Source organism: Bradyrhizobium sp. (genome assembly GCF_049586575.1).
Lineage (GTDB): Bacteria > Pseudomonadota > Alphaproteobacteria > Rhizobiales > Xanthobacteraceae > Bradyrhizobium.
Genome location: NZ_JBAVCF010000317.1, coordinates 1 through 9,087 on the forward strand (window position 1 = coordinate 1; position 9,087 = coordinate 9,087).

Consider the following 9,087-nt stretch of genomic DNA (forward strand, 5'->3'; position numbering starts at 1 on the left):
GACCGATATAGGCCGGCATGCGATTGCGCCGCTTCGGTCGGCCCAAGGGCTCGTTTAATTTGCCGGCAGGCATCAAGGAGAGGCTGGCGTGATCGGCCGCCTATGCACAGGCCCGGAATTGAATAAGCGAAGGCGCCGGGAGCGACTTCTTTGCCGAGATTGATCCTGATCATGCGGCCACCGTTGCGGCGACGGCCTCGGCAAACTGTCTGGTTTCGAACGGCCCCGGTGCACCATCGTGCCAGCCCACCGCCCACATACCGTCATCACGTTGGACTATGTCTGGCAGTGAGCCATGCGCCGAAAAAGCCCTTTGCGGACAATTGGCACCTTTATCGGGGTGAGCCAGCCTAAGGTCTTGTGGGCGCCCTTGGTGTCCGTTCTGCTGGGATCGCCACGTCACTGTTCCGGCCGCCTTTCCTGGATCGGAAACAAGCCGGGAAATAGCCGCTCGCTTGCCACGAACTTGCCCCGCGACTCGGTGACGCCGTCAAACGCTGGCCCTGGGGAGGATCAAAGCGTGAGCGTCCAATGTACAAAGCGTCGAAACGTTACCTCGCGGCAAGCGTCAGCGCATTGACTCTTGCGATCATGTTTATGTTGTTGGCGATAGCTGCCTGGAGTATCGCGCCAGAGGTTGCGGCCGATACGTCCGAGATCACCGTGCAGTTGAAAAAATCGCTGCCACCGTGACTCTAGGTTGGGTTAGGGCCTGAGAAGGCGCTGGCGCATTGAGCGCTCAGCGCCCCTGTCCCCGGCTCCCCATGTGGTGCTCTTTCGCTTCAACCATCCTTGGGCGGCACGCGTATCATGACGCTGCGCCTCGGACAGGATTCCCCCCGTTTCCCTTCGTGTCCATCTCCCCACAAAAGGCCGTTCTTGAACGCGAGGTCGAGTTCCATCGCGTCTTGCGCCGAAGCGATCGAGGTGAGAGCCGTACCCAGAAAAAGGACGGCTACCGCAAGGCAGCGCGCAACGGGCATCTGGAAAGGCATTAAAACGCCATCCTCGAAGTTGGCGACGCTAGGCTTCAATCGGGCCGAGGCGATCCGCACCTGCCGGTGTCACAGCGCTTTCCAAAACGGTTTCCCGGCATGCGTCATCCAGCCGCAGTAAAGCCGGCCCGTCGGAGCAACAGGCAGCCGAAGCAGAAAAGGCCCACCCTTTGCGGGCGGGCCTGTTAACCAAACGCGGCCTCGACGGTTACTTCGACGTACTGTCCTTCTTCATCATCATGCCGTCGCCTTTCTTCATCATGCCGTCGTCCTTTTTCATGCTGTCCTTGGACATCGTGCCCTTCTTCATGCCGTCGTCCTTGGACATGCTGTCTTTCTTCATGCCGTCATCCTTCTTCATCGCATCCTGGGCAAAGGCTGCGGGGGCAAGCCCCAGACTGAGCGAAAGCGCCGCAGCCGAAATTCCAAGCGCGAGACGGGTGTTGATGGTCATTGGCGGGATTCCTTTTGTAAGACCTGGGAAAACTGGTTTTGCGGTATCAGCCGCCCTATCAACGACGCTGCCACGACTGCTTTCGTTACCCGGCATTGAAAAAAGTTTTGCCATGTGACAGGCATGCAAAAGCTCGGGCTGGCTTTTTAAATCGTAAAAATCGAATTAACTGACTTTCCCCAGCAATTTTGCCACAGTTTGCGACGCACCAATATGGCGCCTATCCGTCTCAGACTTTTCGATAACAGCCATCGGGATGATGGACGGGTATAAGGGCCGTCCATCCTAAGCTCCATCCGGAATATCCAGCGCGAAAAACGCCGAGCCATTGCCCAGGGAGGGTTAACATGTACACGCGTCGCCATATCCTTGCATCCACACTTGCCGCGCCTGCCATCCTGCGTTTCGGGATCGGCACGGCTCATGCCGCCACCACGTTGAAAATCTCGCACCAATTCCCGGGCGGGACTATCGACAAGGGCGATTTCCGTGACCGGTTGTGCCGCACATTCGCCGCTGAACTGGCCAAGCGCACCGGCGGTGAGATCACCGCAGACGTCTATCCGAACTCGTCGCTGGTCAAGACCAATGCGCAATTCTCGGCGATGCGAAAGGGCGCGCTCGATATCAGCCTTTATCCGTTGCCCTATGCCGGCGGCGAATTGCCGGAGACCAATATCGGGCTGATGCCAGGCCTCGTGTCGACCTACAACCAGGGCATGAACTGGAAGAAGAACGCGGTGGGCAAGACGCTTACCGATTTCCTCGCCGACAAGGGCATCGTCATGCTGAGCTGGGTGTGGCAGGCCGGCGGCGTCGCCAGCCGTTCGCGCTCGCTGGTGCTACCGGAAGACGCCAAGGGTCTTAAGGTCCGCGGCGGTTCGCGGGAAATGGACATGGTGCTCCAGACGGCGGGCGCTGCGGTGCTGTCGGTGCCATCAAACGACCTTTACGCCGCCATGCAGACCGGCGCCTGCGATGCTGGTATCACCTCCTCCACCAGCCTGATTTCCTTCCGGCTCGAAGAGGTTGCAAAAGCCCTCACCTCCGGCGCGAAAGCGTCCTACTGGTTCATGCTTGAGCCGCTGTTGATGTCGAAATCGATTTTCGACGGCCTGCCGAAAAAGCATCAGGACACCATCCTTGCTCTGGGCGTGGAAATGGAGGCGTTCGGCCGCAAGGGCGCTCAGGCAGACGATTTGGAAGTCGCAAAGGTCTACGCCAAGGCCGGCGCCAAGGTCAGCGAACTGGACGCGACGGTTGTCAACAAGTGGCGCAATATCGCCCGCGATACGGCGTGGAAGGATTACGGCGCCAAGACCGCAACGTGTGGCCAATTGCTGAAACTCGCATCCGACGTCACGGCGTGATGCACGGTCCACTTCCGGATCTGATTCATCAACAAGACGCTGCGACCGGTCCCTGGCCGGTCGTAGCAGTCGATCGTATTCTGACGTGGTGCAATCGTGTCATCTTCGTCCTCGCCTCCATCGCGATGGTCGCGGCATGCATCGTCCTCAGCTATAGCGTGATTGGGCGGGAATTATTTCAGATGCCTAATTACTGGCAGGACGAGGCGGCGGTGTTTCTCCTGGTCGGTACCGCCTTCATGACGTCGGCCTGGGTCCAGCAGCAACGCGGCCATATCGGCATCGAAGCCTTTGTCAGCCTGTTGTCGCCGGTTGCCAACCTCATCCGGCTATGGCTCGTCGATGTTGCAAGCTTTGCTTTCTGTTCGTTCTTTGCCTGGAAATCCTGGACGCTGGCCTACGAAGCCTGGGACGAGGGTCAGGTGTCAAACTCAATGTGGTCTCCGCCACTCGACATTCCCTACGGTCTGATGGCGCTCGGCATGACGCTCTTGTGCGTGCAAATTCTATTGCAGATCATTGCACCGATTGTCGGAGCCGCCCGCCGATGACGGTGTTCGGTATTGGCGTCTCCTACGGGCTCGCGACGCTGTTTGCGATGTTTTCCGGAATGCCGATCGCTTTTGCGCTTGGCGCCGTTGCCGTCGTGTTTATGGGCATCTACATGCCGTCGGCGTCGCTGGATACCGTGACGCAGAATGTCTATGAGGAAATGGCTTCGATCACGCTGTTGTCGATCCCGCTCTTCATCCTCAAGGGCGCCGCGATCGGCAAATCGCGCGCCGGCCAGGACCTCTATTCGGCTATCCACGCCTGGCTGCACCGCGTGCCCGGCGGGTTGGGTGTCGCCAACGTATTTGCTTGCGCCCTGTTCGCCGCCATGGCCGGATCTTCACCAGCCACCTGCTCGGCGATCGGCTCGGCCGGCATCCCCGAAATGCGCAAGCGGGGCTATTCCGGCGGATTTGCGGCCGGCATCATTGCGGCGGGCGGAACACTCGGCATTCTGCTGCCACCCTCGATCACCATGATCCTGTTTGCGGTCGCCGCCGAAAAATCGCTCGGCCGGCTGTTTCTCGCCGGCATCGGCCCTGCTCTTTTGCTGGTCTCGCTATTCGGGGGCTATGCGGTAATCCGCTTTCGTAAGGAGTATGCGGCAGCGAAGCAGGCCTATGAAAAGACCGGCGCTGATTCAGCGATCCTGATTCATGACAACTTCACCATGGCCGAACGCTTCAACGTGCTGCCGAGGGTATTGCCATTCGTACTGCTTCTGACCGGTGTGATGCTCGCGCTGTACGGCGGCTATGCTACGCCGTCGGAGACGGCTGGCCTCGGCGGCTTGCTGGCGCTGGTTCTGATCGCGCTGATCTATAGCGTCTGGCGGCCAACCGACCTCGCGCCGATCCTGACGTCGACGGTCCGAGAATCGACGATGCTGATGCTGATCATCGGCATGTCGCTGCTCTATTCCTACGTGATGAGCTATCTGCACATTTCGCAATCGGCCGCCGAATCCGTTGTCGCGATGCACTTGCCGCGCTGGGAGCTGCTGGCGGCGGTTCTGGTCCTGGTGGTTATGCTCGGTTTCTTCCTGCCCCCCGTGTCGATCATCCTGATGACGGCGCCGATCATTTTGCCGCCGCTTCGTGCCGCCAATTTCGACATCATCTGGTTCGGCGTCGTCATGACCATCGTGATGGAGATGGGACTCATACATCCGCCGGTGGGTTTGAATATCTTCGTCATCCACAACGTCGCCCCCGACATTCCGCTCCGCGAAGTCATCTTCGGCACCTTGCCGTTTGTTCTCTTGATGATGCTGGCGGTGCTCGTGCTCTGCTTCCTGCCGGAGATATCGACATGGTTGCCGAACATGGTGATGGGGCCGGACGGCAGCCCATGAGCCAACGATCGCTACCGCTTGTTAGCTGACCGCTTTGCATTCAGGGCCGCGGCAACCCGGCTCACGGGCGAGCGGCCGATCAGCTTGCTGATCTCATTGGTTGCCTGAACGAGCTTCGTCATATCGACGCCGGTGGCGATGCCCATGCCCTCCAGCATGTAAACGACGTCCTCGGTCGCAACGTTGCCGGTGGCGCCCGGCGCGTAGGGACAGCCGCCAAGCCCTCCCGCGGCGGAATCAATCACGCGCGCGCCCTCCTCCATCCCGGCATAGAGATTGGCGAGCGCCTGGCCGTACGTATCGTGGAAATGCATCGCCAGATGAGCGATCGGCACATGGCCCGCGACCGCGCGCAGCAACTCCCGCGCTCTTCTTGGCGTACCCACGCCGATGGTGTCGCCCAGCGAGACCTCATAACAGCCAAGATCCCACAGAACCTTGGCCACATCGATCACCGCCTGCGGTTTGATCTCGCCATCATAGGGACACCCGAGAACGCAGGAGATATATCCACGCACCTTGACGCCATCGGCCCGCGCGCGCGCGACCACGGGCTTGAAACGCTCGACCGACTCTGCCACCGAGCAGTTGATGTTGGCGCGTGAAAACCCTTCGGAAGCAGAGCCGAAAACCGCGATCACCTTGGCGCCCGCAGCGCGCGCGGCCTCATAGCCTCTCTCATTGGGCACCAGTACGTGAAATTCGCCGCCTGGGTAACGGCTGACGCGGCGCAGCACCTCATCGGAGCCGACCATCTGCGGAATAGCCTTCGGCGAAACGAAGGCCCCAACCTCGACCGTGTGAAGTCCGGCGCCGAGCAGGGCCTCGATAAACGCGACGCGCGCTTCGATGCTGACCGGCGTCTTCTCGTTCTGAAGGCCGTCGCGCGGGCCGACTTCGACGATGCGCACCTGGTCGTTCATGGCAGCCTACCCGCTATTGGAGTGGATTTGACATTCGCTACCCGCTAGACCGGCTCGATCTCGGCCAATTCCACGCCTTCAGCGACGATATCGCCTACCTTGCACTTGATCGCCTTCAGCACACCAGCGAATGGTGCTCGCAGCGTCTGCTCCATTTTCATGACTTCCAGCGTCAGGATCGGCGCGCCCTTCTCGAGCTTCGCGCCAATCTCCGCCAGCAGCGCCACGACGGTCCCCGGCAACGGCGCAACAATCCGGTCCTCACCGACCTGCTCTTCGACATCGCCGCCGAACGGATCAACCCAGTGGAGTTCGAACCGGCCATTGCGTGTCCGCACATAAAGTTCGTGGCCTTCGACGATCGCCATGACGTGGGATTTGATCCCTTGCAGCGTCACATCAATGCCTCCGGAGGCGCCGGGCGCCGCGCTGAAGCTAATTTTTCGGTCGCCAATTGCAAGCATCGCAAGCCCCTTGCCGTAATGCAGCGTGACTTTTTGCTCGCCTCCCTGACCATGCCGGAACGTAAATAGCCGCTGACGCCTGCCGACCGGCATCCAGCCCGCCGTTCGCCAAGGGGATTTTGCTTCGCTCCCGGCGACCCTGGCTTCCTCATGAAGGATCGCGGCGACCGCCGCGCCGAACTCAAGATCATGCGGTAGCTTGGCGCCTGACGTGAGGTGTTTCAGTTCGCGTTCGATAAAGCCGGTATCGATCGCGTTAGCGCCCACCGCCGGGTGGCTGACCAAAGCGGCCAGAAACGGGATGTTAGTGACGACGCCCCGTACATCCGATTGCTCCAGCGCCCGGCTGAGCCGATCGATTGCGGCATCGCGCGTCGGCGCCCAGGCAATCACCTTGGCCAACATGGCGTCGTAGTGCGGCGACACCGTATCGCCCTGACGATACCCCGCATCGATCCGCAAGCCACCCGACTGTTCCGGCACGTTCCAGCTTCGTATCGTCCCGACCGAAGGCATGAAATTCTTGTCCGGGTTTTCCGCGTAAATGCGGGCCTCGATGGCGTGGCCGCGAAGCTTGATCTGATCCTGCGTCAGCGGGAGCTTTTCGCCCGCGGCTACGCGCAATTGCCACTCCACGAGATCGATACCTGTGATCAACTCAGTCACGGGATGTTCGACTTGCAGCCGCGTGTTCATTTCGATGAAGAACACGTCCTTGCCGTCGGAGACAAACTCGATCGTACCGGCGCCGACATAGCCAACGGTTGATGCGGCCTTGCGCGCGGCGGCGCAGACCGCATCTCGCTGGGCGGCATCGAGCGTCGGCGACGGCGCCTCCTCGATCACCTTCTGGTGGCGGCGTTGGAGCGTGCATTCGCGTTCAAACAGCGACAGAAGATTGCCGTGGCTGTCTCCGATGACCTGCACTTCGATGTGGCGCGGGTTTTCAACCAGCTTCTCGATCAGCATGCGATCGTCGCCGAAAGCTGCCTTGGCCTCGCGCTTGGCGCTCTCGACGGAAGCCGCCAATTCGCTCGCCGCACGGACGATACGCATGCCGCGACCCCCGCCACCGGCGGACGCCTTGACCAACACCGGAAAGCCGATTTTTGCCGCCGCGCCTGCCAGCGTCGCATCGTCCTGCGCTTCGCCGTGATAACCGGGCACCAGCGGAACGCCGGCCTTTTCCATCAGTTGCTTGGAGCCGGATTTCGACCCCATCGCGTGCATCATCTCGGCCGTCGGACCGACAAAAACCAGCCCCGCATCGTGGCACGCTTTGGCGAAATCCGCATTCTCCGACAAAAAGCCATAGCCCGGATGGACGGCCTCGGCGCCGCTCTTGCGCGCCGCCTCGATCACCCTCTCGATATTCAGGTAACTGTCGCGCGCCCGTGACGGCCCAAGCAGAACAGCTTCATCGGCCATCGCCACATGCAGTGCGCCACGGTCGGCCTCCGAATAGACGGCAACCGTGCGCAAGCCCATGGCCCCGGCGGTGCGGATCACGCGGACGGCTATCTCGCCGCGGTTAGCGATCAGGAGGGTGCGAAATCGCCGGTACAGTTTTGACCGATCCATCGTCACATCCTGAACAGGCCGAACTTCGTCGGCTCGATCGGCGCATTGGTTGCAGCAGAAAGGCCAAGTCCAAGCACAAGCCTGGTATCGGCAGGGTCGATCACGCCATCGTCCCAGAGCCGGGCGGTCGCGTAATAGGGACTGCCCTGCTTTTCGTATTGCGCTCGGATCGGCGCCTGGAATTTCTCTTCCTCTTCCGCCGACCAGGTCGCGCCCTTGGCCTCGATGTTGTCGCGACGGACCTGGCTCAAGACCATCGCGGCCTGCTCGCCGCCCATCACCGAGATCCGCGCGTTCGGCCACATCCAGAGGAAGCGCGGGCTATAGGCGCGACCGCACATGCCGTAATTGCCGGCGCCGTAGGAACCGCCGATCACGACGGTGAATTTCGGCACGCCGGCGGTAGCGACCGCGGTCACCAGCTTGGCGCCATCGCGCGCGATACCGCCGGCCTCGTACTTCTTGCCGACCATGAAACCGGTGATGTTCTGGAGAAACACGAGCGGAATTTGGCGCTGGCAACACAGCTCGATGAAATGAGCGCCTTTCAGCGAACTTTCGCTGAACAGGATGCCGTTGTTGGCAATGATGCCGACCGGGTAGCCCCAGATATGTGCGAAGCCGCACACAAGCGTCTGGCCATAAAGCTTCTTGAATTCGTCAAATTCGGAACCATCGACCAGCCGGGCGATGATGTCGTGGACGTCGAACGGCTTGCGTCCGTCGGCGGAGACCACGCCGTAAATCTCCTCTGTCGCAAACAGCGGCTCGCGCGGTTCGCGCATGTTCAAAGACGCCCGTGCGGGCTGTTTCAACGTGGAGACGATCCGCCGCGCTATCCCGATCGCGTGGGAATCATTTTGCGCATAGTGATCGGTGACGCCTGATTGCCGCGAATGAACGTCGGCCCCGCCCAGTTCTTCCGCCGTGACAACCTCGCCGGTGGCGGCTTTCACCAGCGGCGGTCCGCCGAGAAAGATCGTGCCCTGGTTGCGTACGATGATGCTCTCGTCCGACATCGCCGGCACATAGGCGCCGCCCGCCGTGCACGAGCCCATCACGATCGCAATCTGCGGAATGCCGAGCGCCGACATCTGTGCCTGATTATAGAAGATGCGGCCGAAATGCCGCTCGTCCGGAAAAATCTCGTCTTGCTGAGGCAAAAACGCGCCTCCGGAATCGACCATGTAGATGCATGGCAGATTGTTCTGCCGGGCGACATCTTGCGCTCGCAGATGCTTCTTCACCGTCATCGGATAATAAGTGCCACCCTTGATGGTGGCGTCGTTGGCGACAACCATGCATTCTCGCCCCGAGATCCGTCCAACGCCTGTGACGATGCTCGCCGAATGCACATCGCCACCATAGAGATCGCAGGCGGCCAGCGGCGACAG

At 60.8% G+C, this 9,087-nt stretch carries 8 protein-coding genes; 4 read left to right on the plus strand and 4 right to left on the minus strand.

Annotated elements, in window-relative coordinates; translation table 11 throughout:
• The first annotated feature begins 531 nt into the window (after nt 1-531).
• Nucleotides 532-693, plus strand: a complete 162-nt coding sequence (locus tag WB528_RS12150) for a hypothetical protein (protein ID WP_423888658.1) — start codon at nt 532-534, stop codon at nt 691-693.
• Nucleotides 694-1,203: 510 nt separating this feature from the next.
• Here WB528_RS12150 and WB528_RS12155 read toward each other — a convergent pair.
• Nucleotides 1,204-1,449, minus strand: coding sequence for a pentapeptide MXKDX repeat protein (locus tag WB528_RS12155; protein ID WP_423888659.1), 246 nt, complete (start codon nt 1,447-1,449; stop codon nt 1,204-1,206).
• A gap of 347 nt (nt 1,450-1,796) precedes the next feature.
• Between WB528_RS12155 and dctP the strand changes: the two genes are divergently transcribed.
• From dctP to WB528_RS12170, 3 genes are read left to right on the plus strand one after another with little or no spacing between them, the layout of a single operon-like run.
• The gene (gene dctP, locus WB528_RS12160) at nt 1,797-2,819 is read left to right on the plus strand and encodes a TRAP transporter substrate-binding protein DctP (protein WP_423888660.1); all 1,023 of its coding nucleotides are present in this window, start codon (nt 1,797-1,799) and stop codon (nt 2,817-2,819) included.
• Nucleotides 2,816-3,370 (plus strand): TRAP transporter small permease, encoded by a 555-nt coding sequence (locus WB528_RS12165; RefSeq protein ID WP_423888661.1) that lies wholly within the window; start codon nt 2,816-2,818, stop codon nt 3,368-3,370. Before dctP ends, WB528_RS12165 begins: the two co-directional genes overlap by 4 nt.
• Entirely contained in the window at nt 3,367-4,725 is a 1,359-nt protein-coding gene (locus WB528_RS12170; protein WP_423888662.1) for a TRAP transporter large permease, read from the plus strand. Before WB528_RS12165 ends, WB528_RS12170 begins: the two co-directional genes overlap by 4 nt.
• An 11-nt stretch (nt 4,726-4,736) precedes the next feature.
• Here WB528_RS12170 and WB528_RS12175 read toward each other — a convergent pair whose 3' ends face one another.
• From WB528_RS12175 to WB528_RS12185, 3 genes are all read right to left on the minus strand, one after another.
• Nucleotides 4,737-5,648, minus strand: coding sequence for a hydroxymethylglutaryl-CoA lyase (locus tag WB528_RS12175; protein ID WP_423888663.1), 912 nt, complete (start codon nt 5,646-5,648; stop codon nt 4,737-4,739).
• A gap of 44 nt (nt 5,649-5,692) precedes the next feature.
• Nucleotides 5,693-7,693, minus strand: a complete 2,001-nt coding sequence (locus WB528_RS12180) for an acetyl/propionyl/methylcrotonyl-CoA carboxylase subunit alpha (RefSeq protein ID WP_423888664.1) — start codon at nt 7,691-7,693, stop codon at nt 5,693-5,695.
• Between the two features lie 2 nt (nt 7,694-7,695).
• Nucleotides 7,696-9,087, minus strand: a 1,392-nt coding sequence (locus WB528_RS12185) for a carboxyl transferase domain-containing protein (RefSeq protein ID WP_423888665.1), incomplete at its 5' end; no start/stop codon positions are given.